This is a genomic window from Halomonas sp. GFAJ-1, assembly GCA_002966495.1.
Lineage (GTDB): Bacteria > Pseudomonadota > Gammaproteobacteria > Pseudomonadales > Halomonadaceae > Vreelandella.
The window spans coordinates 1805919-1830443 of record CP016490.1 but is presented as its reverse complement, the minus strand read 5'-3'; the positions used below and the strand labels follow the sequence as shown (position 1 = coordinate 1830443).

Genomic DNA, 24525 nt, shown 5'->3' with positions numbered 1-24525 from the left:
TATGGATGCACTGGAATTTATACGCGTTCGAGAACTCGATATCGCCGTACGCATTTGGAACCCCAATGCCCCGCGCACGTTAATTGCTTGGCATGGTCTTGCCCGCCACGGCGGTGACTTTTCCGCACTCGCCCAGCAACTAGGCGGCGAGTGGCGCATCATCGCACCGGACACGCCCGGTCGAGGACTTTCCAGTTGGTCCCTGTTCCCCGCCCATGACTATCTCTATAGCCACTATATAACCGTTGCACTTGGCGTTTTAGACCACTTTAAATTGCAACAGGTAGACTGGTTAGGCACCTCTATGGGCGGGCTACTAGGCATGCTAATGGCTGCCGACCCACAGCACAGTAACCGCATAAAGCGGCTGATCCTAAACGACGTGGGTCCTGAGCTTAACCCGCAGGGTTTGATTTCACTCTCTAGCTATTTTGGCGTTGCTCACCGCTTCAATAATTTTGCCGACTTACACGCAGAGTTAAAGCAGCATTACGCAAGCTTTGGGCTTACCCATGAACAGGAGTGGCGCGAGTTAGCGCTCAATAGTGCACGGCGCTTACCCGACGGCAGTTGGACCTACCATTTTGACCCGCGCATCGGGGAACAATTTGTCCACGACACCCCTCGGGACATGTGGAAGGAGTGGGCAAATATTCGCTGCCCGGTGATGGTCATTCGCGGCGCCGAATCTACTTTATTAGATGCCGAAACGCTGCCACGTATGGCCAAGGCACAGCCATCGCTGCAAACGTTAACCGTGGCTAATTGCGGCCACGCCCCCATGCTTAACCAGCCGGAGCAGGCCGCCCCCATCCTTCAGTTTCTCGACACCGCTATCCCCACTTACACCGCCCCCGCAGAGGTGGCCACTACCCAGCCACTGATCCTTTGGCTAAGCAAACAGTGGCGGCGGTTATTTAACCGCTAGGCAGTGATGGCTAGGCGGAATAGCCGTTCGACCGCTGCTGCTGTTTATGGTGCAGCCGCAGCTTGCTTAACCAAACGCGCGTCTCTAGATACTGCTGTTCCAGCACGCTGCGATACGCGCCCTCTTCGGCTAGGTATTTCACCAATACCCGGCGTTCACCCAATCGGGGAGTATCACCAGCTTTGCAGTGCAGCTTGATAAAACTATTCGGCTCATCATCGAGCAGTGAGGTAGCGCACCCATCCTGCTGAGGCTCTGTCACAACAACGGTAGCCCCCAATAAGCAGCGCCGTTTAAACGGTTGGTAGCGATGTAGCCCACGCTGAAGGGCATGGCATATGGCCGCCGCAATGGGCGAGGCAACGGCTAGCGACCCCCATAGCACAAGCACACCTACAGGCACTCTTAACATACCCAGCGGTAGCCAACGCAGCACCAATAACTCAACAGCCAGTGAGATAGCCCCCGCCAGGAGCACTAGAATGCTTAGCGCAAGCGTGGCAGGCACACCGGCAAAGCCCAGTGAAACAAGCGTACTGGCCGTATGGTCGTCACGCAGGCTATCTCGTTCGAATAGCTCAAGAGGCGCTACCCTGACTAGCACCAGTAGCCAATACAGCACAATCAGGGCCAGTAGGAACGTGAAAACAGCGGTCGGAAATTGCACAGCGGCAGAAATCAAGGTTTGCATAGCGTGACCTCCTCCAGACCAACAGGCTAGTAATATTTTCGCTTGGTTTTATCTTTATTAGTACAAGCTGAAAATGATGGTCTCTATTAGCGTAGTCCACATTACGCTTCTGCGTAGCGCATAGCCTTGACGCGTATCAGCCAGGCATAAAAAAGCGGGCATCACGTTGTCCGTGATGCCCGCTTAGTACCCCCCTGTTACGCTAGTGCTGGTCGTGCTCTAGTGCGGGGGAACTGGCCGTTTGATTAGGGTGTCGTTTGCGGTAGAGCCAGTCAGATACCGTCGCAATCATCGCGTAGAAGCTAGGAATGAACAGGCTACCCAGCACTGCCACCGAGGCCATCCCCATCGCCACGGTTGTGCCGATATGGTGGCTACTCACGTCGCTAGCACCTGAGGCTAATGCCAAGGGCAACGTACCAAAGATAAACGCCAGTGATGTCATGACAATCGGCCGAAAGCGCAATTCAGCAGCCGTAATAGCGGCTTCACGGATCGTCTTACCCTGCTCTTTACGCTGCAGTTCGGCAAACTCGACAATCAAAATAGCGTTCTTGGCCGCCAACCCCACGACCACCAGCATACCGATCTGCACGTAGACACTGGTATCCAAGCCTCGCAGCACAATCCCCCCAATACCGCCTAAGAAAGCAAACGGGGTGGCGGTCAGTACCGCTAAAGGCAGCGACCAGCTTTCGTACTGAGCCGCTAGAATCAAGAAGACCATTAAGATACCAAACACAATCGCTAGGGTTGCGGTATTACCCAAGTTTGCTTCCTGATAGGCCGTGCCCGTCCAACCCATACCCCAATTAGGGCCAAGGGTGTCTAACACCAAGGCTTCCATAGCCTCAATGGCCTGTGCCGAGCTATACCCTTCGGCAGGGCCACCTTGGAACTGTGCACCCGTATAAACGCCGAACCGGGAAACCACAGAAGGGCCCACCTGGCGTTCAAGAGTAACAAACTCGGAAAGCGGGATACGTTCGCCATTACCGCCCCGTACAAACACGCTATTAATATCTTCAGGAGTCTTACGGAACTCATCTTCGTTCTGTAGATAGACCTGGAAGTTACGGTTTTGGTAGCTAAAGAAGTTAACAAAGCCGTTGCCAAAGGTATTTGAGAGCGCTGAGGAAATGTTCTCTAACGCTACGCCATAGCTGAGCGCCTTCTGCTGATCAATTTCAGCCCGGAAGGAGGGCACATTGACGTTGAACGTTGAGAATACTCGGTTCAACGCCGGATGCTGATTCGCGGCCCCCATAATTTGCAGCGAGGCTTCATACAACTCTCGCGGCGAAGCGCCATCAAACGATTGCAAAAAGCCGGTAAAACCACCGGTGGTTGAAAGCCCCATAATCGGCGGTACGTTAAACGCCATCGCAGAGCCACCATCGATACTGGCGCCTAACTGCATAATGCGGCCTACCAACTCATCAGCGGTTAAATCGCGCTCCGCCCAGGGATGCATATTAATAAACATAATGCCGCGTGCTGTATTCACCGCACTGGAGAGAATGTCATACCCCGCTACCGCTGAGGAGTACTCCACGCCGGGGATATCTTCAATGGCCGCGCTCAGCTTGGCCATATAGTTTTGGGTACGGTCAAGCGACGCTGCATCCGGTAGCGACACGCTTACCAGCACAATACCCTGGTCGGTTTCGGGCACCAGCGTAGAGGGCGTATTAGCATATAGCCAATAGGAACCCACGCTAGTAGCCACTGTGAGGGCCAGCGCCAGCACCCAGAAGCGCACCAACTTTTTCACACCCCACATATACACGGCTGTGATGCCTGCAAACAGGCGATCGAACAGGCGTAGCGGTGTGGTGATCGCGCGCCTAAATGCAGTCTGTTTGGTTTTATGCAGGTTGTGCTTAATGAAAATGGCGGAAAGCGCTGGCGTGAAGGTCAAGGCCATTAATGCCGAGAGCGCCACCGATATCGTCACGGTAATCGCAAACTGCTGATAAATTTGCCCGGTAAAACCACCCATGAAAGCTACCGGCACAAAGACGGCAGCCATAATCAGGGAGGTGGCAATGACGGGGCCGCCTACTTCTTTCATGGCACGAATAGTGGCATCGCGAACGCTAATGTCTTCCTCTTCGCTAAGCACCCGCTCAACGTTCTCTACCACAAGAATGGCATCATCCACCACTATCCCGATCGACAGCACTAACGCAAATAGCGTCAGTAAGTTGATCGAGAAATCAAACAGGTAGAAGCCCGCAAAGGTACCAATAACCGATACCGGCACCACCGACATAGCGATAACGGTAAAGCGCCAGTTCTGTAGAAAAATAAACAGGATGACAATAACGATCAGAAAAGCTTCGATAAAGGTTTTGAGTACCGTTTCCACCGATGCATCGATGAACAGCGTTGTATCGTAGGGTGTCACATACTCAAGCCCCGGCGGAAAGCGAACCGCCAGCTCTTCCATCGTGTCGCGCACCGCTTCAGCCGTTGAAAGGGCATTAGCCCCCGGCTGCTGGTTGATGATGATAGGTGTCATCGTCGCACCATTTAAGCGCGCGTTTACCCCGTAAAACGAAGCCCCTAGCTCAATACGCGCAACGTCTTCCAAGCGCAATGAAGAGCCATCTGGATTGGTGCGCAGATAAATGTTACGAAAATCATCTGTATCTGATAAACGCCCACCAGCAGTAATCGTATAAGTATAAGCACGCGGTTCACTTTGTGGCGTTGCCGCTAAGTTACCCGCAGGGATTTCGGTGTTTTGCGCCCGTATGGCGGTTGCTACTTCGCTGGGGGTTAAGTCGTACTGGGCCAGCTTATCTGGGTCCATCCAAATACGCATGGCGAACTCGCCGCCGCCCAACACCTCAGCGTTACCCACACCGGGTACTTGGCGCAGTTCGTCAAGAATATTAAGGGTGGCGTAGTTCTGCATGTAAACATTGTTGTAATCACCGTTCGGCGAGGTCAGCGCCACCAGCATCAGAATCGAATCAGAGCGCAATTCAACCCTTACCCCCTGGGACTGCACGGCTTCGGGCAGCTGTGAGAGCGCGCCCTGCACCCGGTTGTTCACGTTGATGGTGTTGATATCACCATCGGTACCGATATTAAACGCCACGCTCAAGCTCATAATGCCGTTGTCGGCGCTGTTAGAGGTCATGTAGAGCATGTCCTCAACGCCGTTAATGGCCTCAGCAAGGGGCGCTGCCACTGTTTGCGCCACCGTTTCAGCATCCGCCCCAGGGAACTGGGCTTGCACTGAGACCGTAGGCGGCACAACGCTGGGATACTGCTCAATGGGCAGTATTCGCATCGCCAGGGAGCCTACCAGCGTCAGGATAATCGCCAGCACCGTGGCGAAAATCGGACGACTGATAAAGAAGTTGGAAAAATTCATTATTGCGCGCCCTCTTCCCCTTCGTCTGCTGGCATATCCCCAGCACCTTCGGCCATCTCTTCAGCTGCTTCAGCCTGTGCTTGCTGCTCCTCAGCTTCGACTTCTTCAGCGCGCTCAACCAACTCTCCCGCGTTGTCTTCAAAACGCTTAGGTTCAATCTTCCGGCCCGGCTCCACCCCGGCGGTATCACCAACAATGACGCGCTCACCCTCTTCAAGGCCATCTACAATTATCTGCCAAGGGCCTGCTACGTCGCCGAGCTGAACGGTACGCTCACGGGCTTTGCTCTCTTCATCCAGCACAAACACACGCGGCCCCATCAGCCCCTGGGTCACGGCAATTTCCGGCACAGCAATCACGTTAAAGCGCTTTAGACCTTCAAGGCGTACTCGCACAAACTGCCCAGGCAGAACGGCACCGTCAGGGTTAGCAAAGCTAGCCGAGGCCTGAACCGTACTGGTGCCACCATCTACCCGTGAGCCAAGGTAGTTCAATTGCCCTTCAAGCTCAGAACCACTGCCACCGCTTAGCCCAGGCACTGTCAGGCGGGCGGTGATATCAGAAGCCTCACTCTCCTCTCCAAGCTGTCGGCGTAGTTCAAATGCATCTCGCTGGGGCAGTTGGAAACGCACTTCAAGGGGGTCTAGCGGCGTGATGGTGGCAAGCTCTGTTCCGGGGTTCACTAGGTTGCCGACGTTGATTTGGCTTAAGCTGATCATTCCCGATACCGGGGCGGTGACGTTGGCATAGCCTAAATCAAGATTGGCGCTGGTGAGTGCGGCTTCCGCTTGAGCAACCCGCGCCTGGGCAACCCGTTGATCCGCTAAGGCTTGATCATACTGCTGGCGGCTCACTGAGTTTTGGCTCAATAGCTGTTCAAAACGCTGGGCATCGCGCTGGGCGCGGGCTAGCTCAGCGCGGGCGCTCTGTAGGTCAGCATCGCGCTGATTAACCGTAGCCTGATAAAGGTCCGGCTCGATGGTATAGAGCCGATCGCCCTGCTCGACTAACTGCCCAGGCTCAAAATGGCGCTCTTCCAGAAAGCCGCTTACCCGCGCGACGAGCGTTACTTCACTATCGCTACGCAGCAGTGACGGGTAAGACTTATTCAGCGGTATATCCTGCCGAGCTACTTCGGCGACTTCCACCGCATGAGCAGGCGCTTCCTGCTGCGCCTGCTGCTGTTGCGGCTGCTCTTGCCCGCAGGCTGCCAGCGCCAGTGCAGCTATCAGCGTCACTAGACTCGCTCTACCTGAGTGAATCATTTTCTTCATACGTCGAATTCCCATTCATCTTTTTTTGAACATTGACGGATAGCAACACAGCGCTCATTCAATCTGGCGCTAAGTAGATACTTCTAATACTAAGTGGGTATCACAAGCGTGGTAATCATTGCGGGCATTGCTGTCGCTAGGCGTCGGGCGTGGGCGGAGCGCCAATATCCAGCGCACCCTGGTAAGCGTCACCGCTTTCAGGAAGGGTAAAACTCACGGGATCACCGGTCAGCCAGGCATTTACCTCTTCAATCGCGGCAACATCTAGCAACCCTGCCTGCTGTCGTAGAGAAAGGAGGTTCACCACGTAGTCGTAGCGGGCCTCTGCAAAGTTGGCGATGGCGTTATAGAGATTTTGTTCGGCGTTTAACACGTCGACGATGTTACGCGTGCCGACTTCGTAGCCCGCCCGGGTGGCTTCTAATGCGCTGCGGGTAGAAACAATCGCCTGCTGGCGTGCCTCCACCGTCTCGACGTTATTGCTGACTTGGGTATACAGCGAGCGTACCTGCTGAATCGTAGCGCGGCGCTGAGACTCAAAGTCGTACTGGCTGCGCTCAAGCTGGAAGGTGCCCTGGCGAATACTGGCGCTCGTGCTGCCGCCCGTATAAATAGGCAAGTTAGCCGAGACCCCCAATTGGCTGGATGAGTCATGACCACTGGCAAGGTCGCTATCACTTTCAGCATACCGATAGTTCGCAAACGCCTGAACGCTGGGAAGACGGCCTGCCCGAGCAATCTCTACGCCAACTCTAGAAAGCTCGATACCTGCCCGCTGGGCCAATACTTGCGGATTACGCTCAATAGCTTGCTCCACCCAGTAATCGCGGCTGCTTGGGGAGGGCAAGACCACGGGCATATCACCTAACGCATCGATATTGGCATAGCGGCGTCCAGTGAGCTGTTCAAGCACTTCAAATGCCACCTGCAGATTACTCTCAGCGGCAATACGGTCGGCCCGGGACTGGTCAAAACTTGCCCGCGCTTCTTCCACTTCAGTAATTGCAATCAGCCCTACCTCAAACTGCTCGCTGGCCTGCTCTAACTGGCGGCCAATCGCACGTTCCTGCGCCAAGCGCGCCTCTAAAACCTCATGAGCACGCAGAATGTCAAAGTAGGCACCCGCCACATCAATCAACAATTGTTGCTCGGTGGCCGCCAACAAGTACACCTGCTGGTCGATTTGACGCTCAGCTTGGCTTACTTCATGACGGGTGACCGCATTAAACAGTGCCTGTGAAGCTTCTAGCGAAAGCGATGCCGTATTGAAGTTGTCATCGCTGACGCCTGCACCTGGGGTGGTTGGATCAGTAACAGCACCGGCTCTTGCCGAGTTTTGGCTTTCATACTGGCGGTTATGGACCACGTTACCTGAGGCATTTACCTGCGGCAGTAAACCACCGCGCACCACATCTCGTGACGCTTCCACACTGGAAAAATCAGCGCGTGCCGAAGCCAATGTCGCATTATTGTTGAGCGCATCACGCGTAATAGTCACTAGGTCTGCTGCGTGAGCAGGCAGCATCAAGGAAGACGTAAGCACTGCTAACAGCAGGGGACGAAAAGGGGCATTGACTGCCCAGTGTGCCAGTCGCATGGGGTTGCCTCTAGGTGTCAGCGTAGGATGGCGCAACACGTATGCCATTCAGAAGGAGTGGCATTATAGTTACATTCATGTATGTATGCCAGACTTGTACTTCGTCCAATTGTATGGACAAACAACTTGTCAAGCCTGCACTCCCTTACCTTAGCCCAAAGCATCTTGAGCAGGCACCCTTTTAGGTTTCGGCTAACGAAATCTACCAACGTCTTGGCCGCTAAGCGCCTATCATTGATACTGCTTTTGGGCACGTTGATTCAAACAACTAAGAGGCGTATGGGTATGTACAAGCTTGCGTTTTTTGTTCCCGTTGAAAATGCCGAAAATGTGAAAGAAGCCGTGTTTGAAACCGGCGCAGGCCGGATAGGCGATTATGAAGCCTGCTGCTTTCAAACCCGGGGCACTGGGCAGTTCCGCCCGCTGAAAGGCGCAAACCCGCATATGGGGCAGGTAGGGGCGCTTGAAACCGTGGAAGAGTATAAAATCGAGCTGGTGTGCGAGGATGAGCTGATTAAAGCGGCCATTACTGCACTAAAGCTCGCTCATCCTTATGAAGAAGTGGCCTATGACGTTTGGCAACTTGCCGATTTTTAAAGCGCTTAGGCGCTGCCGAAATAGCGCTCGCGGTCTTCAGGCATAATCGTACTACTATGCAGCGGATAGTCGGCGCGTTGACGGGCTACACCGGCTGTATGGTCAGCCGCGTTTTTACGATCTGCCACGCTTTTGCGATCTGCCACGCTTTTGCGATCTGCCACGCTTTTGCGATCTGCATAGTAGTGCTGCAATGTACGCTCTATGGTGGGAAATGCCAGCGCGTCCCACGGGATTTCATGCTCTTCAAATAGGGCTACTTCCAAGCTCTCCGGGCCTGCACTGAAGCCCCCTAGCAAGTCGGCGAGAAAAATCATATACACTTGATTGATATGCGGCAGGTCGATGAGCGTGTATAGCTCGCCTAGGTCAACCTCAGCGAAGGCTTCTTCCCAGGTTTCCCGCATAGCGGCCTGCTGGGTGGTTTCAGCGTTCTCCATGTAGCCAGCCGGTAATGTCCAGTACCCTTTGCGCGGGGCTATCGCTCGTTTACACAGCAGCACTTTTGAGCCACTGATGGGCAGCGTACCCGCCACAATGCGCGGATTTTGGTAGTGGATGGTGCCGCAAGCATCGCATAGGTAACGAGAGCGGTCGTCTCCTTCGGGAACAGCAAAACGGACTTTTTCTCCACACTGACTACAAAAGTTCATCGCGTTTTCTCTGGGCTGTGGGAATAGGCGTCAACATGCTTGACGTTGATCACCGCGGCTGGGTAAAAGGGAACAAAGCAAATGGAACCCCTATGTTAGAGACTCTACGCAAACAGCTGCAACAGCACACGCCTCAACGGTTAGACCACGTTAAGCTACCAGAGGCGGCTGTATTACTGCCTATTGTTGAGCGTCCAGCCCCAACGCTACTCTTTACCCGCCGGGCAAGCCACCTAAACACCCACAGCGGCCAAGTGGCATTTCCGGGTGGCAAACGCGAAGCGGGCGATACCGACCTTTACGCCACTGCCCTACGGGAGGCCATGGAAGAGATTGCGTTAGCGCCAGGGCTGGTGCAACCCCTGGGGCGCCTATCAGACGTTATTTCGCTCCACGGCATTCGCGTGACGCCCTGGGTGGGCATTATTCCACCGGACTTGCCCTTGGTGGCTGACCCGTCCGAGCTAGACGCTATTTTTGAAGTACCGCTAAGCCACTTTCTAGATGATAAGCGTACCCATACCGACGTCATTACGGTAGATGGCATTACCCACTATGTGCCCAGCTACCATGTTGATGGTCATGTGATTTGGGGGCTTTCAGCGATGATGCTGGTGGAGCTATTGGCCGAGGGGTTTGGTATGCCCATTAACCTCCACCAGCGCCCCGTCGGCGCGTTACGACACTTTCCTGAAAGAAGAAGCCGCCCGCACACGTCAGCCCGCCACCCTGGCATGAGAAACCCAAAATGATCGCATCTGACCTGCAAACCCCGCCCGTTTTTGCACCTGCGGCACACAATGCCTTAGTCGAAGCACTGGTCGAACAAGGCTGGTACGTCGGTACTAAGGTCATTGACTCAGCGCTTTGCCAAGCCTTGTATCGCGAGCTGCTGCACATGGCCGAGCACGATGCGCTTAATGAAGCAGGCATTGGTCGTGGCCAGCACCACCACCTTCGTAAAGATGTCCGGGGCGATGCCATTCATTGGCTGGATCGTGAAAGTGAAGCTCAGCGCCTCTACCTTAACGCCATGGGAGAGCTGCAGCAGTCGCTCAATCAGGCGCTGTTTCTCGGCTTATTTGAGTATGAAGCGCACTTTGCCCACTATCCGCCTGGCGCATTTTATCAGCGCCATTTGGATAGTTTTAAGGGACGCGCTAACCGTATCATTTCTACCGTCGGCTACTTAAACCCTGACTGGCCCAGCGATGGCGGCGGTGAAATGGTCATTTATCACCCTGACGATCCCACTCAAGAGGTGGCGCGCGTGGTACCTGAGGCGGGTACCTTCGCCTGCTTTTTATCCGAATCTATACCCCATGAAGTGCTGCCCACCCAGCAACCCCGTGCCAGCATCGCGGGCTGGTTCAGGCGTAACGCCTCGCTGGGTGGCGTGCTTGACCCGGCACATTAAATAATGCACCAGACTAATAAAGACGAGGCCGCGCTGCACAGTAAAATTGCAGCACTAGAAGCACGCAATGCGGCGTTGGAAGAGGAGAAGTGCCACTACCAGTGGCTAGCAGAGAGCACCACCGATCTGATCTCTCGCCATGCCCGTGATGGCACGTTCCTATACGCTTCCCAAGCGGCGCGGGATTTATTAGGTTATGAGCCCGACGAGCTTATCGGCGTTTCTGCATACCAACTTTTCCACCCTGCCGATTTAGACGACCTGCTTAGCAAATCTCCCCAGGTGTACTACCACGACGGTTTTTATCAGCAGACGTACCGGTTTCGCGCCAAGGCGGGCCACTACGTCTGGTTTGAAACCACCAGCCGCACCCGCCGCGATAGCGTTACGGGTGAATTGATCGATATTTTATGTGTATCACGGGATGTTGGACGACGAATTCATGCTGAGGCCACGCGGGAACGCTTAGCCCAGGTGGTAGAATCCACCACCGACTACGTGCTGTTTTTAGGCCCCAATCAGCACATCTTTGGTGCCAATGAAGCCGCCCGCCGCTGTTTTAGGCTACCTAAAGACGCTATGCAGGTCGCACTCCAGCAGCTTTATCAGGCGGACTCTCTTGCGTTACTTAAAGAGGTCGTTTTCCCCGCAGTGGAACGCTACGGCTCTTGGAGCGGCGAACTGGAAATGCGGGGTGCAAGCAACTCTGTTCCCGTATTAAGCGTGGTGCTTGCCCACCGTAGCCGAGGAGCAGAACCCGGGCACTTTGCGCTTATCAACCGCGACATTAGCGTTCGCAAGGCCGCCGAAGCCCAAGCCCGGCGCCATCAGGAGCAAATTGCTCACGCTAACCGTTTAGCAGCGGCTGGAGAGCTGGCCTCCAACATTGCCCACGAAATAAACCAGCCCCTTGGCGCCATTGCTAATTACACTAGCGGAGCGCTTTTTAAGTCCCAGCAAACCCCTGAACTGCCTGCTAAAGAATTACTGCTCCCGTTGTCGCGTATTGATGAGCAGGTGCAGCGTCTCGCACAGCGGCTTCGTCACATGCGCAGTTTTGTGCGTAAGCGCAGCCATCGCGTTCGCCCTATCGTCCTCGAGGATGTGGTAATAGCCGCCTGCCAGCTATGTGATTGGCAATACCAGCAGGGGGCGATAAAGCTGTCCCCATGCCTCCCCCCTGAGCTGCCGCGCATTTACGCTGACCCCATTGCCCTGGAGCAAGTCATTGTTAACTTACTACTCAATGCGCTGACGGCTAGCCGCGAACAGCATAGTGCTGAGCACGTGGTTATTCGTGCTTATATGAGCGGCAGTCGTCAGGTTACGCTTAGCGTGGAAGATCAAGGGTCAGGCATCGCACCTGAACATCGCCACGCGATCTTCGATGCTTTTTTCACCACTCGCGATGAGGGGCTAGGAATGGGGTTGGCCATTAGCCGATCATTAATGGAGAGTATGGGAGGCGCACTTGCCTTGCGTTCGGCAGAACCGCTTGGCGGCGCATGCTTTGATGTTACCTTACGCGCCGAAACCCCAGCTCATAATGAACGCTAGGCGTTAGCTGCACCTTAACTTACGTTTGCTTAAGGAAACAACCATGCACCGCCACGATACTAGATCGGCCACATCCCCCCCCCCACCGCTTACCTCACCCTCTACGGTTATCGCCGTGGTTGATGATGACCAAGCACTGCGGGACTCCCTGGTATGGCTATTAGAATCCGTGGGGTTAGCGACGTATGCCTTTGCCGACGGCGAGGCGTTTTTAGCCGCTGAGTACAGCGAATTCGGCGCTGTGCTGCTGGATGTACGGATGCCAGGAATGAGCGGTCTTCAGGTTCAGCAGCAACTGGTAGACCATCACGCCGCCCTGCCGGTGATTATGATGACAGGGCACGGCGATGTACCCATGGCAGTCGCTGCACTGAAAAATGGTGCTTTTGACTTTATCGAAAAGCCCTTTAACCATCAGCAGCTGATTGATGTTGTGCAGCAGGCTCTTGGCAGCGCTTATGCGCAGCGTCGTGTTTTTCAGCAGCAGCGTTTACTACAGGCACGCTATCAGTCACTGCGCCCCAAAGAGCAGCGTATCGTGGCCCATGTAGCAGAAGGAATGACCAGCAAAGAAATTGCTGAACACATGCAGATTAGCGGCAAAACCGTTGAGGTGTATCGGCTTCGCGCCATGAAAGCAATGGGTGCCGCTAACTTGGCAGAATTAGTGCGTCAGGCGGTGGCGCTGGAACTCGTTCCAGCACTCACAGCTGACGAATAACTTAACTTAGCGGTACGATCTGGCCATTGGCATTTTCTAATATCTCTCGCACCTGTTCGTAGTTGATAACGTGCGCACCATCACCATTATGCTCTTCAATTAAGCTGACAACGTTGAGCAACGTTTCCATACCAAACGCTTGCTCATCGGTGGCGGTAAACGCCTGCACGTAAGCTTCCCCAGCAGCGCCCCAGCCCACCTTAACGGGTGCATCGATGATATTAACCTGTGTGCCCACGGGCACACGCCAGAACACCGACTCAATGTCTTCTGAGTGCATACGGATACAGCCACGGCTGGCACGCATGCCAATACCATCAGGCTGGTTAGTGCCATGGATGAGGTAACCAGGGATATCTAACAAAATGGCGTATTGGCCAAGTGGGTTATCTGGGCCTGGCGGCACAACCGCTGGCGGCGGATCGCCCCGCTCGGCGGCCTCACGTCGAATTGAGGCCGGTGGATACCAGGCCGGGTTCTCAAGGCGCATGGTGGTTTTAGTGATTCCTAACGGCGTATTGTATGCATCGCGACCGATCCCAATAGGATAGGTCTCCACCCGCGATGTCTCGCCATTACTTACCTCTGGGTAATAGTACAGCCGCAACTCGGCTACGTTAATCACAATACCGGTACGCGGCTCATCCGGCAGAATAAACTGGCCAGGTATCGTGACTTCAGTACCTTCACCGGGCACCCAGATGCTTACATCCGGATTGGCCATGCGAATTTCTTCGTAGCCCACATTATGCAACCGGGCAATATCCAGCAGGGTATCCTCACTACCAGCCGTCACCGTGTACACCTCTCCGACCATATTGCCCTCTTCAGGCAAAGCAAAATGGCCCTTCGGTGACTCCTTCTCATTAGCACCAGCGGTGCTTGCTAACAGCCATGCCCCCAGCGCAAGGCTAGTAATCGTTAACTGCTTAATGCAATGCAAGGGCTGATAGCGCGCCATCGTCGTCATGGATTCTCCTTTTTTATAGGCCCTGGGCATTGCCAACTGGGCCATTTGGCTATGAATATGCCCATTGGCTTGAGCTAGGTCAATTCGGCACACTGTCGCAGCCATGCCCCATGGCGACTCATCACGGCTATTCATCACTCCTATCTATCACTACTGCCCTATCACTACTGTCTATCACCGCGATCCATCAGCTCATGCACTCGTGAGCCACGCACCTAAGCCCTGCGCCACTTCTATATTCATTCTTCTGTTTCTCTCCTCCTTGTTAACGTGAGTATTACTAACAGTGGGCATTCAAAAATGCTTATAAATCATTCGGGCTTGTTAGCAATAATAAAAAATATTAATTTTATCTTTGCAAAAGTGAGCACAGCGTCTACCTTAATAAGTGTCTCAGCGCAGTGAAGCGCTGAGCAGGGTACGCTACCCCCCGTAGTTTGCACCCGTTGATTTAACGAACTAGCCTACTTGGCTATTAGGAGTAATAGCGATCTAGTCTGCGTCAGTAGAGACTGCGCAATGGGTATTTTAGGAGAAACACTAATACCTACTCACTAGCACCGTTATTAATTTGTTTAGACATTGACGTCTTCTCGTTATGTCTTATCGCAAGCGCAAGGAGCAAGAGCAATGAAAATGATCAAACCCGCTTTTCTAGGCACTCTGATGGTACCGGCGTTTATGTTTGCAGCAACAGCTGTAAATGCCAACGAGCACACAGAGATGGCAACCACAACAATGGAAGCCACCTATCTTACCAGCCAACCTGAAGGCACCTTCCACGCTGATTCATTAATCGGAAATGATGTTAAAAGCACTGTGGAAGATGACAATGATATCGGCACCATCTCTGACCTGATTATTAATGAAGATGGGCAAATTCAAGCAGTCGTAGTGGGTGTTGGCGGCTTCCTCGGTATGGGCGAAAAAGACATCGCCATCGATTGGGATTCGCTTGAACTTACTAAAGATCATGATGATGAAGAATATGTCATCCGTGTAAATGCTTCACAAGATGCTCTTGAAGAAGCTGAAGAGTATGAGCGCGATAACGACTAACACCTAGTTAGCCTCTAAAAGGCCTTGGCAATTGCCAAGGCCTTTTTTATGGTTATTATTAACTTCTATTAGATAAAAAAAATAAAAATGGCGCCACATAATTAATATGGCGCCATAACTTAAGTTATAAAAACGGAAAATTAATTTTTAAGCTTGGCTTCCATTGTGATTTCTGCATTTAGAACTTTAGAAACGGGGCAATTGTCTTTAGCCATTTCTGCCGCTTCTTTAAATGCAGCTTCATCAGCACCACTAACGGAAGCTTCTACCTCCAAGTGAATCTTAGAGATATCAAAGCCATCTGTGCTTTGAGAAAGCGTCACCCTAGCATTGGTATCAATTGCTTCTGCAGTGTAGCCTTTTTCACCCAAAATCATAGAAAGCGCCATTGAAAAACAACTGGCATGGGCCGCGCCAATCAGCTCTTCTGGATTGGTGCCTGGCTCGTCTTCAAAGCGCTTTTTAAAAGAGTAGTTAGTGGCTTCCAAAACGCCACTTTCGGTGGATACGGTGCCTTGACCATCCTTCAAGCCACCTTCCCAATGTGCACTAGCTTTACGATCCATCCTGTTCTCCTTTCCTGTGGTGTTTCGCTAATTGCATGAGTAGGCACACACTGCGCCCACTAGCTCCTTCAGCGTAGCCGATTCTATCAACTATGCCGAATTCACCCACTAACTGCCGGTCGTCTCTTCGATACTGCTTTGCAATGCACGTACAGAGCGCTCTCCCCGCTCTTCAAAAGGATCACTAAGGTCTATTACCATTTCTACACGGCGATTTACCCCTCGCCCTTCAGGGGTTAAGTTGGAAGCTAACGGTCTCGTATCCGCAAAGCCTTGAATCACCAGTTGCTCAGGCAATAATTCTTCTGTGGCAACAAGAACATTGGCCACCGACGCGGCACGCATAGCGGAAAGATCCCAATTGCTGCGGAAACGGGAGGTGCGGATGGGCACGTTATCCGTATGGCCGTGAACAGACACCGTGCCGTCTACGGTAGCTAGCACAGACGCTAATTCAACAAGTAAATTAACAAAATCAGGCGTTACATCAGCATTACCTGAACCAAACGTGCCCTGCTCCGCCACTCGTATCACCACACGGAACTGATCAACCTCAATTTCTGTCACGCCTTCTAGCGACGACTTTTTTAATAGCTCCTCAAGTGCGCTTGCTACTTGCAAGGTGCGCTGCTGTCTCTGTGACTCCAAAAGGCTACGCATCGTTTCTAGTTGAGGCTGCTGAAGCGTTGTGCGTTGACGAACCTCGTCAACAAAGGTGCGGTCTGGCGTAGCGGGGGAGAAATTTTGTAATACCGCACTGGTTCCCATGGGTATTTGCATGGCTTCTACATCACGCTGTACGCCAAACGCTTTTGACAGCTCATCTGCCACTCGGCGAAATTTTTCAGCGTCAATCTCTGCAAACGACAATAAAAGTACAAAAAAGCACAGCAGCAGTGTCATTAAGTCCGCATAGGTCACCATCCATGCTGGTATGTTAGTCTTCTTAGCCATCGCTTACGTCCGCTCGCCTACAGGGCTTTTTTCGTCATCATTTGATGCACCACGGCGCTCAGGGGGTACGTAAATTGTTAACATTTGCTCTAATACGCGCGGGTTTTTGTCACTTTTGATTGCCAGCAGCGCATCAATCCATAGTTGCTGCATCTTAGCTTCTTGCTGCATTCTCACCCACAGCTTATCAGCAATAGGGTTAGCAATCATGGTGCCAATCATCGCCCCATAGAGCGTGGTCAGTAGGGCAACCGCCATTGCAGGGCCAATCAGGGAGGGGTCTCCCATATTTGCCAACATCTGTACTAGCCCGACTAACGTGCCAATCATCCCCATCGCTGGCGATACTTCGCCTAACGCAGAAAAAACGCGTCCGCCTGCCTCGTTACGCTCCAGGCTCAATAGGCGCTCTTTTTCCATCATCTCTTTAATCAGCTCAGCGCTATAACCATCCGCCAGCATTTGCAAACCCTTTGCAAGAAAGGGTGAATTTACTTCTTTGTTTTCTAGGGCAATCATGCCTTCTCGGCGAGCAACCTTAGACAACTCTACTAGCTCTTCAATGCTCTCCTGAACATTAGGCAACTGGAATTTAAAAGCCCTCGCCGCCGCTTTAAATGCAAATTTAAATTGCGTGATACTAAATTTTGCCAGTACGACAAATAAGCTTCCTCCGACAACTAGCAGCAGCCCGGTCGGGTTCATAAACACTTCGGGTGACGTGCCTAGTATTACAGCGGCACCCACCAGAACAGCTGCCCCCACCAAACCAATCAGCGTTGCGAGATCCACGGCCTTTCCTCAAAATTGTAAAAAATGCGTAAGCACTGTTTAACGAGACAGTAGAGACTAGTTACATGACGGTCAACGCTAAAACAGTAACGATACACAGGTTGACATTATTACACGATGTCAATCTAAGAAAACTGTTGATAAGACGCGCGATCTGTTCGCTTTCAGATACTTTGTCTCTACACTTTTGAGTACCATAACAATCACTATAAATAATGTCATCGACGTAAGGACACGCCATGTCAACGGCTGATGCGATGCGCCTGCTGCTGCTCTCTTCTTTGTGGGGGCTTTCGTTTATTTTTATGCGGGTAGCAGTGCCAGAATTTGGGCCAGTGCCGCTTGTGTTGCTGCGTATGGGGGTTGGGGCGCTGTTGCTAGTGCCGCTGCTAATGAGCCTGAAGTACCTGCGGCTGATTTGGCAGCATAAGGGACCGCTACTGCTGCTGGGTATTATCAACCATGTGCTGCCTTTTTCACTGCTGGCCCTAGCGACCACACGCCTTGAAGCAGGCTTCACCTCTCTTCTTAACGCCACGACTCCGATTTTTACCGCGCTGTTAGGTGCCGCTTTTTTTGCAACCCCCGTGCAGCGCCAGCAATACGTTGGGTTAGCCCTGGCCCTGCTGGGGGTGTATGTACTTTCCGCTAACCGACTAGATTTTGCACTGGGTGGCGATGGCTGGTTTATTGTCGCGGTGTTAGGGGCGACTTTTTGTTACGGCATTGCCAGTAACTATTCAAAGACCCGCCTGGGGCATCTGCCCAGTCGCGTACTTGCAGCGGGCAGCAGTGCGATGTCTGCCTTAGTTCTGCTAATACCCGGCCTGCTGCTATGGCCAAGCGAGCCAGTGAGCCCCCTTGCGTGGGGCAATGCGCTGGCGTTAGCGGCCCTCAGTACTACGCTGGCATTCCTACTGTATTTTGGTTTACTCGCCAGCGCAGGCGCTACGGCCACATCAACCGTCACTTTTTTAGTACCGGTCAGCGCGCTAATGTGGGGCTATTTACTATTGGATGAAACGCTAAGCCTTCAGGTAGTGGTGGGTATGGTAATTACCTTACTGGGCACAGCGATTGCCACCCGGTTATTACGGTTTAAGCATCGCGGTGCGTTGGCACCACCTCATCCCCGACACAAATGACGCTACCTTGTCCAGCGGTTAAGGTAGCATTCTGGCCAAAATATGCGCCCTTAAGGTGAGGCTGCGTGTTTAACGCAAGCAAGGTTCTTAATGGTTCGCCCGGTTCAGGTATCGCCGCCGTTTGCTGGTCAACGGTGGTGATTTTACAGCGTTGGCAAGGTTTGCGTAACGTCAGCTCATAACCGCCCTGCTCTGCAGACAGCGTTGCCCACTGGTCTTCAGCCCAAGCATCTGCACACTCAATAACGATATTGGGACGAAAGCGGTTCATCGGTATGGGGGCCTGCCCCCCGGCAATGAGCGCTTGATTTAGCGCGTCTAAAGAAGCGGTAGTGGTTATAAGAAAGGGGTAACCATCAGCAAAATAGGTGTGGGCTTCTCCGCCTGCTAAAAAATCCGCCTCAACCGCACGCGTAAACTCAGCTGCAAATCGCACCATACTGATTCCTCGTGCCTGCTCGCCCAAAGCTGACTCAAGCCAACAGGACACCTCGTCACCTTCAGGCAGCGCTTTACAGTGATCTTCCCATACCTTAACTAATCGAAGATTACCCTTTGGGTCTGATAGGGAAATGGCAATTGGGTCCACACTGGGATGGGAGAGCACCAGCGCTTCAGACGTGAGCGCGACCGAAATGGTGGCAAGCGCAGGTAACTGGCGCTGGGTAACAAAACGCTGCTGGGCATCCACTAGCATCCAACGCCGATCCCAAGCCAAGCCATGGGCATAAATATCACTTTGAGTAACGTCGATCCCCTTAAGCGATTTAACCGGATAGACGCTGAGTTGGGTAATTTTCATGACAATCTCGCACTCGATATGGCAGCTCTTTAATTAAGAGCCTATCGAGGTTGCCAGCTCGCCGCTAGCGACCCTGAGACTAAAGCGTGTTACCCACTTCAATCCGATACCCCAAATCCATCACGTGGTGCTCAAGTGATTCGCCGCGAATGCGCGACAACAGCGTTTTCGCGGCGGCTTCACCAATGGCTTGCCGAGGCGTAATGACGCTGGCAAGGCGCGGCGTCATCGCTTGGCCAACATCGTGACCATGAAACCCAGCAATCGCCATCTGTTGAGGCACCTTGACGCCATGGCGTAAACATTCGAAGTAAGCCCCCACCGCCACGTCGTCGTTTGTGCAGAAAACACCATCGGTATTGGGGTAATTGCGTTGAATTTCCTGCATCAATGCTGCCCCTACACTATAGGAAGAGCGTTGGCTGCTTTGCAGCGTTACCGGTGTTAACCCCTGCTCTTCCATAGCTTGGCGATAGCCTTGCTCGCGCTGGCGTGTCCGCTCATCCAGACGCACAGCCAGATAAATCACCTGACGCCTGCCACGGTGAATCATCTCACTGACCATATCGTAAGCGGCCTGCACGTTATCGTAGCCCACCGCCTGATGCAGTGGCGGGCGACGGGTATCCATAATTTCCACAATAGGAATACCGGCTGTCTCCAACATCCGCAGGCTACGCGGCGTGTGATCGCGGTCAGACAAGATGACGCCATCCACATTATAAGAGAGCAGCGAGGCCAAACTGCGCTCTTCAAGCTCAGGGCTGTAACCGTAGTGAGAGAGCATCAAGTGATAACCAGCAGGCTCGGTGTACGCTTCGATACCGACAATGACATCAGCAAATACCTGGTTGGTAAGCGATGGTACCAACACGCCGATAGAGTGGCTGGTAGCCCGAGAAAGCAGGTCTGGTGCCCGATTGGGAATATAGCCAATCTGTTCAGCAACGCTAAAAATACGTTCGCGAAGCCCTTCTGATACCGTATCAGGGTCCCGCAAGCAGCGACTGACGGTCATTTTTGTCGCGTCAACGCGATCAGCAATATCTTGTAATGTCGGGCGTTTTTTCTTCAAATGACACCAATGTTAAAAGCTCATGTGCGTGTCAGACACTTTAAGCGCAGCGATACACTGCGCCAACACGGTTTCTGGCGGTTGGGCAATCGAGACAGCAATAGCGTCGTCCTCCCTCGGCGGTTCTAGCTGAGCAAACTGCGAGCGGAGCATATCATCTCCCTTAAAGTAGTGACCTTCCCTTCCTGCAAGACGATTGCGAATGGTCGCAAAGTCACCCTCAAGATAGATAAACACGACGTTTGGCTCGTCACGACGCAAGAGTTCACGGTAGCGGCGTTTAAGGGCCGAGCAGGCGAGCACCATCGCGGCTTCTCTTGACAATAGCTGCGCCAAGTCAGATAACCAACCAGCACGATCTTCATCGTTAAGAGGGATGCCCTGGGCCATTTTCTGAACGTTATTTTGACTGTGAAAATCATCGGCATCGTAGAAAGTAATGCCTAAAGCGCTTGCCAACTGGGCACCAATTAAGCTCTTACCGCAACCTGACACACCCATAACGACAATTTTGCACTGCTTGGCCGCGTTATGCATTTTTGACCCCTTTAGCCGCCACTTTTTCTTTATGCCGCATGCGAATCACAACGATCAGCATAATAACCACCAGCGCGACTAAGCCCTTGGACAATGGCGTCGCCATCAAATATTCCCATAGCGGCATATTGCGGGCGCTGGCAATACGCATTGCTCTTGCCAAGTTAGTCTCAATCAACGGACCTAATACCACCCCGATGATAATCGGTGCCAAGGGCACATGAATCTTTTTGAAAATGGCGCCAACGATACCCAATAAAATGGCGATAAACACATCGAACAAGCTGTTTCGAAGGCTATAAGCCCCGAACAAGGCAAATACCAGCACCGTTGGTACGATGTATTCCATTTTAATTTTTAAAATATAAGAAAAGTACTTAATCCCTACTGCGCCAATGATCGTCATTGCCACCACGGTTAGCAGCATTCCATATAAAAATGTGAATGCTATATCGGGGCGGCTAACGAATAGGCTAGGACCAAGCACAATGCCGTGAATAACCAGGGCACCGGCAATAATCGCGCTGGTAGGGCTCCCTGGAACACCCAGTGCTAGAAGTGGAACCATTGAACTACCAACCGTCGCATTATTGGCACTTTCGGCGGCAATAATGCCATCAGGGTTACCTTGCTCAAAGGGTATGTTGCGCCGTGAAACCCGCTTGGCATCGCCGTAAGACATAAATACCGCTAACGTTGTGCCAACACCAGGCAGCAACCCCACTACCGTACCGATCAAGCCAGACTTCCAGACCAGGAACCGTTGCTTCAAAATATCTTTAACAACTGTCATTCGTGAAATTGTCTGATCGCGGTACTGGACTTGCTCACCGGGCTTTTTACCAATATTCAAAAACATCTCAGCAAAGCAAAAAAGTCCCAGCACGACAGGCACCACAGAGATACCTGAACGCAAATCTATGTTATCAAAGGTGAAACGCTCAGACCCTGTGATCAAATCCACCCCCACCGTGCTTATGAATAATCCTAACAGCACAGCGAAGGCCGCCTTTAACACGCTACCACTCAGCGCGCCGACAATAATCAGGCCACTTAACGACACAAAAAACATTTCCGCGGGGCCAAATTGCAGTGCAAACCGGGCCAGCGGCGGCGTAAATAAAATAAGCACCAACACGCCGATAAAGCCACCGAACATGCTGGAAAAAATAGAGTAATAAAGAGCCTCTTTGGCACGCCCCTGCTGCGTTAATGGATACCCCTCCATCGCTACGGGCGCGGCAACAACATCGCCTGGCACGTTAATCAAAATGGCGGTAATTGAACCGCCATACATACCACCCATATAGATGCCACCAAGCAGCAGCAAGCCGGTTTGTGGCTCCATCGTAAAGGTCAGCGGTAACAACAACGAAATGCCAATGGCACCGTTTAATCCTGGAATGGCGCCGACAACAATGCCGACTAGCACACCAGCAAACACCACCAAAAAAACGCTAGGGGTAAATAAATTGAGCAGGATTGATACGATATCCATGGGTGCTACTCAGGTATTGGTAGGGTTTGTACGAAAACTGCCTACACTCGACAACTTTTCGTACAAACCCTTGCGAAATGAAACCGGGGTTTTTAACCCCGGTCATGGGACGGCATCAGTTACCGTTAATTTGATCTAAGTTATTTTCGATAACCGGCATCAACACGTTATTAGATTGCTCTAGCATTTCGTTGACCGCGCTGTCGTCTAAATAGCGGTAAGGGATCGCAGCGTTTTCGAAGTTAGCCATCATTGCTTCGTTGGTACTGATAGCATCCAACGCCGTGATAAGCGCCTCACGAATATCGTCAGGCAACCCCGTGGGCGCAACTAATACCCGTGATACGCCCATTACCAAGTCAAGCCCCTGCTCTTTGAATGTCGGTACGTCTGGAAACATTTCCATACGCTCTTCCGCTGCAAAACCAATCGGCTTGCCGTTTGAACCTACAATCGGGTCGTGGCTCATGGATGACGTCGACGCCAAATCAATGTGGTTGCCTAGCAACGCATTCATCAACTCACCGCCGCCGGAATAGCGGATAGGGGTAATTTGCATCTCTGAACGCTCAGCAAAGGCTAGCGCGTGAAGCAAACCAAGGGCGCCAGATTCACCAATAATCAGTTCGCCGGGACGCTCCTGACCATAGCTAACTAACGCTTCCAGCGTACTGTACTGGCTATTAGGCGAGGCAAAAACCCCCATTGGCATATCATCAAAAGCCGCTAGGTAATCAAAGCTTTCAAACGTAAAGCTGGTATCTCGGGTATGTTCCAAGACGAAGTTATCCGGGTAGCCGAATACGCCTAGGGTATAGCCGTCGGCATCACTACGGGCAATCTCGTCGATGCCGATCTCACCACCGGCACCTTCACGGTTAACAACGTTAATTTGCTGCCCGAGTTCTTCACCCAAACGGTCTGCGACGATACGTGCCACCGTATCACCGCCGCCGCCAGCGCTGTAGGGAACAATAATTTGGATGTTTTTAGTGGGATAGTCCTGTGCCTGGACAGCACTTGTTGCTGCCAGCAAGAACGGCGCACTAAGTAACAAAGCTAGTTTCGTTTTCATTGTCATCACCTTGATTATTTGGCGTGCGTTGATGAGTTGGTATGACTCTTTTATTGGTTTGTTCGCAATAGTTGATTAAAAGATTGCGCCTGAGGGTGCTGGGAGACCCAGCAACAGTGTAAAAATGAGATACATAAACAGGGTGATCGCAGCCGCAAAACCAATGGCTCGAATCCACAAAGATCGATCAAGGTTCGCGGCGTCTATGCGATAGGCGTGGTAGCTATAAATGGTGAAGACCAAAAAAGCTGACGCAGGATAAAACCCTACGGATAGCAACAGTCCGTAGGCCATCAGCAGCAATGTGCCAGGCACCGCCACTTGAAAAATCAAAGTATCGTTAAATTGAGCACGCATTTCACAGCGCGCCTTTAGCTCCTCTGCTGCCACCTTCTTGCGCCCTTCTAGCAGTGCCTGGACAACCAGCAACCCACCGACAATAGTCATTCCCCATAAAACATATTGAGGGAACAGCGCTGATCGCTCCGGCAAATCGGTCATCTGCAGATAAAAGAAGATTGAGCTAAGAAAAATCACAACGCCGAGAATTAGGTTTGAAAGCATTTGAGCACACGCGTTAGTAGTTCAGGGGGTTACCATTTTGATCGCCAATGTTACCGGTAACTCTTAAGGCATTAAGAGGCTAGCTAGCTACTCCGTGGGTGTCAAAATAAAACTGCCAACTTACGACCAACGTCTAGGGATAGCTACTCGCTGCCCCCCGCGCTACATTACGCGTTATGCATTCTGTCCCGGAGTCGACATGCCAGCGCCAGATCCTTGTACTGAACTAGAGCTAGACCACCAGCTCTGCTTTGCACTCTATTCAACATCGCTGATGATGACCAAAGTTTATAAGCCCCTACTCAAAGAGTTAGGGCTTACTTACCCTCAATACCTTGCCATGCTGGTCCTCTGGCAAGAGGATGGCATTACTGTTGGGACACTAAGCAAGCGTTTACTAACCGACCCAGGCTCATTAACGCCCCTGCTAAAACGGCTTGAAAGCGAACAGCTACTTATTCGTCAGCGTAGCCAGCAAGATGAGCGAGTTGTTGAGCTTTTCTTGACACAAAACGGCCGTTCACTACGTGAGCAGGCGCGCCATATTCCTAGCTGTATCGTCAACGCTAGCGAAAAGTCTGTGGACACATTAACCCAGCTTCAAGAGGATTTAGCCCAACTGCGGGAAAGCCTACAAAAGCTTCAATGAGCCACTAGACACCGTA

24 protein-coding genes are annotated in these 24525 nt (G+C 52.4%); 9 read left to right on the top strand and 15 right to left on the bottom strand.

All coding sequences use genetic code 11. From position 1 onward, the window contains the following. The first annotated feature begins 1 nt into the window (after nucleotide 1). Nucleotides 2–928: an alpha/beta hydrolase gene (locus BB497_08370; GenBank protein ID AVI62720.1), complete on the top strand. Its 927-nt coding sequence runs from the start codon at nucleotides 2–4 to the stop codon at nucleotides 926–928. 10 nt (nucleotides 929–938) lie between these two features. Here the strand turns inward: BB497_08370 and BB497_08365 are convergent, their stop codons facing one another. From BB497_08365 to BB497_08350, 4 genes are all read right to left on the bottom strand, one after another. Continuing rightward, a complete protein-coding gene (locus BB497_08365; GenBank protein ID AVI62719.1) occupies nucleotides 939–1619 on the bottom strand; it encodes a hypothetical protein in 681 nt (226 codons plus the stop codon). 202 nt (nucleotides 1620–1821) lie between these two features. After that, nucleotides 1822–5007 carry an RND transporter gene (locus BB497_08360; protein AVI62718.1) on the bottom strand — a complete coding sequence of 1062 codons (3186 nt, stop codon included), beginning with the start codon at nucleotides 5005–5007 and terminating at the stop codon, nucleotides 1822–1824. Continuing rightward, nucleotides 5007–6281, bottom strand: coding sequence for an efflux transporter periplasmic adaptor subunit (locus BB497_08355; GenBank protein ID AVI62717.1), 1275 nt, complete (start codon nucleotides 6279–6281; stop codon nucleotides 5007–5009). Before BB497_08355 ends, BB497_08360 begins: the two co-directional genes overlap by 1 nt. Nucleotides 6282–6417: 136 nt before the next feature. Continuing rightward, nucleotides 6418–7878: a type I secretion protein TolC gene (locus BB497_08350; GenBank protein ID AVI62716.1), complete on the bottom strand. Its 1461-nt coding sequence runs from the start codon at nucleotides 7876–7878 to the stop codon at nucleotides 6418–6420. Between the two features lie 285 nt (nucleotides 7879–8163). Between BB497_08350 and BB497_08345 the strand changes: the two genes are divergently transcribed. Beyond that, a complete protein-coding gene (locus BB497_08345) occupies nucleotides 8164–8475 on the top strand; it encodes an NGG1p interacting factor NIF3 (GenBank protein ID AVI64304.1) in 312 nt (103 codons plus the stop codon). A gap of 5 nt (nucleotides 8476–8480) precedes the next feature. Here BB497_08345 and BB497_08340 read toward each other — a convergent pair whose 3' ends face one another. After that, nucleotides 8481–9128 carry an ADP-ribose pyrophosphatase gene (locus tag BB497_08340; protein AVI62715.1) on the bottom strand — a complete coding sequence of 216 codons (648 nt, stop codon included), beginning with the start codon at nucleotides 9126–9128 and terminating at the stop codon, nucleotides 8481–8483. Nucleotides 9129–9163: 35 nt separating this feature from the next. Here BB497_08340 and BB497_08335 point away from each other — a divergent pair, with 35 nt between their 5' ends. From BB497_08335 to BB497_08320, 4 genes are all read left to right on the top strand, one after another. After that, a complete protein-coding gene (locus BB497_08335) occupies nucleotides 9164–9880 on the top strand; it encodes a coenzyme A pyrophosphatase (GenBank protein AVI62714.1) in 717 nt (238 codons plus the stop codon). Continuing rightward, nucleotides 9877–10545 carry a 2OG-Fe(II) oxygenase gene (locus BB497_08330; GenBank protein ID AVI62713.1) on the top strand — a complete coding sequence of 223 codons (669 nt, stop codon included), beginning with the start codon at nucleotides 9877–9879 and terminating at the stop codon, nucleotides 10543–10545. The genes BB497_08335 and BB497_08330 overlap by 4 nt, the downstream gene beginning before the upstream one ends. Nucleotides 10546–10548: 3 nt before the next feature. After that, nucleotides 10549–12102 (top strand): PAS domain-containing sensor histidine kinase, encoded by a 1554-nt coding sequence (locus tag BB497_08325; protein ID AVI62712.1) that lies wholly within the window; start codon nucleotides 10549–10551, stop codon nucleotides 12100–12102. A 109-nt stretch (nucleotides 12103–12211) separates the two neighbouring features. Continuing rightward, the gene (locus tag BB497_08320; protein ID AVI64303.1) at nucleotides 12212–12823 is read left to right on the top strand and encodes a DNA-binding response regulator; all 612 of its coding nucleotides are present in this window, start codon (nucleotides 12212–12214) and stop codon (nucleotides 12821–12823) included. A 1-nt stretch (nucleotide 12824) separates the two neighbouring features. Here BB497_08320 and BB497_08315 read toward each other — a convergent pair whose 3' ends face one another. Then, complete coding sequence (locus BB497_08315; GenBank protein ID AVI64302.1) at nucleotides 12825–13793, bottom strand: hypothetical protein; 969 nt, start codon at nucleotides 13791–13793, stop codon at nucleotides 12825–12827. Between the two features lie 630 nt (nucleotides 13794–14423). On the opposite strand from BB497_08315, the gene BB497_08310 reads away from it, so the two are divergent. Then, on the top strand, nucleotides 14424–14852 hold the full coding sequence (locus tag BB497_08310; GenBank protein AVI62711.1) for a photosystem reaction center subunit H: 429 nt from the start codon (nucleotides 14424–14426) through the stop codon (nucleotides 14850–14852). 140 nt (nucleotides 14853–14992) lie between these two features. Here BB497_08310 and BB497_08305 read toward each other — a convergent pair whose 3' ends face one another. The 3 genes from BB497_08305 to BB497_08295 form a co-directional block, all read right to left on the bottom strand. Beyond that, entirely contained in the window at nucleotides 14993–15418 is a 426-nt protein-coding gene (locus BB497_08305) for an OsmC family peroxiredoxin (GenBank protein AVI62710.1), read from the bottom strand. A gap of 108 nt (nucleotides 15419–15526) precedes the next feature. After that, on the bottom strand, nucleotides 15527–16372 hold the full coding sequence (locus tag BB497_08300) for a flagellar motor protein MotB (GenBank protein AVI62709.1): 846 nt from the start codon (nucleotides 16370–16372) through the stop codon (nucleotides 15527–15529). A 3-nt stretch (nucleotides 16373–16375) separates the two neighbouring features. Beyond that, on the bottom strand, nucleotides 16376–17164 hold the full coding sequence (locus BB497_08295) for a flagellar motor protein PomA (protein ID AVI62708.1): 789 nt from the start codon (nucleotides 17162–17164) through the stop codon (nucleotides 16376–16378). A gap of 239 nt (nucleotides 17165–17403) precedes the next feature. On the opposite strand from BB497_08295, the gene BB497_08290 reads away from it, so the two are divergent. Then, the gene (locus BB497_08290) at nucleotides 17404–18309 is read left to right on the top strand and encodes a hypothetical protein (protein ID AVI62707.1); all 906 of its coding nucleotides are present in this window, start codon (nucleotides 17404–17406) and stop codon (nucleotides 18307–18309) included. Here the strand turns inward: BB497_08290 and BB497_08285 are convergent. From BB497_08285 to BB497_08260, 6 genes are all read right to left on the bottom strand, one after another. Then, entirely contained in the window at nucleotides 18263–19111 is an 849-nt protein-coding gene (locus tag BB497_08285; GenBank protein AVI62706.1) for a molybdenum cofactor sulfurase, read from the bottom strand. The two genes, BB497_08290 and BB497_08285, sit on opposite strands and share 47 nt — an antisense overlap. 79 nt (nucleotides 19112–19190) lie before the next feature. Continuing rightward, nucleotides 19191–20186 carry a transcriptional regulator gene (locus tag BB497_08280; protein ID AVI62705.1) on the bottom strand — a complete coding sequence of 332 codons (996 nt, stop codon included), beginning with the start codon at nucleotides 20184–20186 and terminating at the stop codon, nucleotides 19191–19193. Nucleotides 20187–20198: 12 nt separating this feature from the next. Continuing rightward, nucleotides 20199–20723, bottom strand: a complete 525-nt coding sequence (locus BB497_08275; GenBank protein AVI62704.1) for a gluconate kinase — start codon at nucleotides 20721–20723, stop codon at nucleotides 20199–20201. Beyond that, the gene (locus tag BB497_08270; protein ID AVI62703.1) at nucleotides 20716–22221 is read right to left on the bottom strand and encodes a hypothetical protein; all 1506 of its coding nucleotides are present in this window, start codon (nucleotides 22219–22221) and stop codon (nucleotides 20716–20718) included. Before BB497_08270 ends, BB497_08275 begins: the two co-directional genes overlap by 8 nt. A gap of 115 nt (nucleotides 22222–22336) precedes the next feature. Then, the gene (locus tag BB497_08265) at nucleotides 22337–23296 is read right to left on the bottom strand and encodes a DNA primase (protein AVI62702.1); all 960 of its coding nucleotides are present in this window, start codon (nucleotides 23294–23296) and stop codon (nucleotides 22337–22339) included. Nucleotides 23297–23371: 75 nt separating this feature from the next. Beyond that, complete coding sequence (locus BB497_08260) at nucleotides 23372–23860, bottom strand: hypothetical protein (GenBank protein AVI62701.1); 489 nt, start codon at nucleotides 23858–23860, stop codon at nucleotides 23372–23374. A gap of 199 nt (nucleotides 23861–24059) precedes the next feature. Here BB497_08260 and BB497_08255 point away from each other — a divergent pair, with 199 nt between their 5' ends. Then, nucleotides 24060–24509, top strand: a complete 450-nt coding sequence (locus BB497_08255) for a MarR family transcriptional regulator (GenBank protein ID AVI62700.1) — start codon at nucleotides 24060–24062, stop codon at nucleotides 24507–24509. Nucleotides 24510–24525 lie beyond the last annotated feature (16 nt).

What these genes read in the sequence shown, in the direction of transcription:
- BB497_08345 (AVI64304.1), top strand. Translation starts at nt 8,164, where the DNA reads ATGTACAAGCTTGCGTTTTTTGTTCCCGTTGAAAATGCCGAAAATGTG.
- BB497_08265 (AVI62702.1), bottom strand. Translation starts at nt 23,296, where the DNA reads ATGAAAACGAAACTAGCTTTGTTACTTAGTGCGCCGTTCTTGCTGGCA.
- BB497_08370 (AVI62720.1), top strand. Translation starts at nt 2, where the DNA reads ATGGATGCACTGGAATTTATACGCGTTCGAGAACTCGATATCGCCGTA.
- BB497_08305 (AVI62710.1), bottom strand. Translation starts at nt 15,418, where the DNA reads ATGGATCGTAAAGCTAGTGCACATTGGGAAGGTGGCTTGAAGGATGGT.
- BB497_08290 (AVI62707.1), top strand. Translation starts at nt 17,404, where the DNA reads ATGTCAACGGCTGATGCGATGCGCCTGCTGCTGCTCTCTTCTTTGTGG.
- BB497_08330 (AVI62713.1), top strand. Translation starts at nt 9,877, where the DNA reads ATGATCGCATCTGACCTGCAAACCCCGCCCGTTTTTGCACCTGCGGCA.
- BB497_08310 (AVI62711.1), top strand. Translation starts at nt 14,424, where the DNA reads ATGAAAATGATCAAACCCGCTTTTCTAGGCACTCTGATGGTACCGGCG.
- BB497_08325 (AVI62712.1), top strand. Translation starts at nt 10,549, where the DNA reads ATGCACCAGACTAATAAAGACGAGGCCGCGCTGCACAGTAAAATTGCA.
- BB497_08360 (AVI62718.1), bottom strand. Translation starts at nt 5,007, where the DNA reads ATGAATTTTTCCAACTTCTTTATCAGTCGTCCGATTTTCGCCACGGTG.
- BB497_08260 (AVI62701.1), bottom strand. Translation starts at nt 23,860, where the DNA reads ATGCTTTCAAACCTAATTCTCGGCGTTGTGATTTTTCTTAGCTCAATC.
- BB497_08300 (AVI62709.1), bottom strand. Translation starts at nt 16,372, where the DNA reads ATGGCTAAGAAGACTAACATACCAGCATGGATGGTGACCTATGCGGAC.
- BB497_08365 (AVI62719.1), bottom strand. Translation starts at nt 1,619, where the DNA reads ATGCAAACCTTGATTTCTGCCGCTGTGCAATTTCCGACCGCTGTTTTC.
- BB497_08350 (AVI62716.1), bottom strand. Translation starts at nt 7,878, where the DNA reads ATGCGACTGGCACACTGGGCAGTCAATGCCCCTTTTCGTCCCCTGCTG.
- BB497_08335 (AVI62714.1), top strand. Translation starts at nt 9,164, where the DNA reads ATGCTTGACGTTGATCACCGCGGCTGGGTAAAAGGGAACAAAGCAAAT.
- BB497_08275 (AVI62704.1), bottom strand. Translation starts at nt 20,723, where the DNA reads ATGCATAACGCGGCCAAGCAGTGCAAAATTGTCGTTATGGGTGTGTCA.
- BB497_08355 (AVI62717.1), bottom strand. Translation starts at nt 6,281, where the DNA reads ATGAAGAAAATGATTCACTCAGGTAGAGCGAGTCTAGTGACGCTGATA.
- BB497_08255 (AVI62700.1), top strand. Translation starts at nt 24,060, where the DNA reads ATGCCAGCGCCAGATCCTTGTACTGAACTAGAGCTAGACCACCAGCTC.
- BB497_08270 (AVI62703.1), bottom strand. Translation starts at nt 22,221, where the DNA reads ATGGATATCGTATCAATCCTGCTCAATTTATTTACCCCTAGCGTTTTT.
- BB497_08340 (AVI62715.1), bottom strand. Translation starts at nt 9,128, where the DNA reads ATGAACTTTTGTAGTCAGTGTGGAGAAAAAGTCCGTTTTGCTGTTCCC.
- BB497_08285 (AVI62706.1), bottom strand. Translation starts at nt 19,111, where the DNA reads ATGAAAATTACCCAACTCAGCGTCTATCCGGTTAAATCGCTTAAGGGG.
- BB497_08315 (AVI64302.1), bottom strand. Translation starts at nt 13,793, where the DNA reads ATGACGACGATGGCGCGCTATCAGCCCTTGCATTGCATTAAGCAGTTA.